Annotated in this window: 1 protein-coding gene and 1 pseudogene; both read left to right on the plus strand. The window is 44.2% G+C overall.

Annotation, left to right across the window (positions count from 1 at the left end):
• Positions 1-299: pseudogene (locus tag A3757_RS26335) on the plus strand (transposase); the annotation flags it as partial.
• A 223-nt stretch (positions 300-522) separates the two neighbouring features.
• On the plus strand, positions 523-1,134 hold a 612-nt coding region (locus A3757_RS04340; protein ID WP_068739217.1), incomplete at its 3' end, for an ABC transporter ATP-binding protein.

The raw sequence follows: 1,134 nt of genomic DNA on the forward strand, positions 1-1,134 counted from the left end.
GGTCTAGTTATCGTGTTAATGCTTTGGGAGCACAAAGCGAGCTAATCTCACCTCATTTCGAATACTTGTCTTTATCCGTATCGCCAGAAAAAAGACGGTCGATATATCGTTCTCTATTTACGTACGAGATAAAAGAACAGACGCTTGAAGAGATTCGCACAGTAACAAATAAGGCATGGGTACTGGGAAGTGAGCAATTCAAGTCTCAAATTGAAGCGCAGACCGGTAGGGCAAGTCACCCGAGAAAGACGGGCGGTGATCGTAGGTCGAAGGTTTTCAAAGGGGTCAGACTCGATTGAAAATCAATCGAGTCTGACCCCTTTGAAAAAGGCTAGGCCGCCTTAAGATCATAACTCTGCGGATAAAGCTTGTTCGCTTCAGCTTCTTCCAAATCCCTTTGTATTGCAGCAGCGGTATTCTTCAGTACGTTGAGCCCAAATTTCTGAATTCCATTTATGAGCATAGTCAGGCACAAGCAAAATCGTTTAACGTACTGTTATAGAAATTAGGGTATGCAAAATCATGACTCCCATTATTCAAATCGAAAACTTGTCTAAGGTTTATGCTGGTGGTTTTCAAGCGCTCAGTGGTATTAACCTTACAATAGAAAAATCTGAAATCATTGCTTTACTCGGTCCGAACGGGGCCGGTAAGACGACCTTAATCAGTACCATTTGCGGTATAGTCAATCCATCTTCCGGCACCGTGACTGTCGACGGTGAGGATATTATCAAAGGCTACCGCCATACGCGTGAAATGATTGGTCTGGTTCCACAAGAGTTAACGACTGACTCATTTGAGACTGTATGGGATACCGTGACGTTTAGTCGAGGCTTATTTGGTAAAGCGCCTAACACGGCTTATATCGAGAAGACGCTAAAAGACTTATCACTGTGGGATAAGAAAGATAACCGTATTATGGAGTTGTCAGGTGGTATGAAGCGCCGTGTGTTGATAGCCAAAGCGCTGTCGCATGAACCCAAGATTTTATTCTTGGATGAGCCGACAGCTGGGGTTGATGTTGAGCTGCGAAAAGATATGTGGGAGTTGGTCCGTAAGCTTCGAGAAAAGGGGGTCACGATTATCCTCACCACACACTATATTGAGGAAGCAGAAGAAATTGCTGACCGTATT

The sequence above is a fragment of the Oleiphilus sp. HI0117 genome, assembly GCF_001635235.1.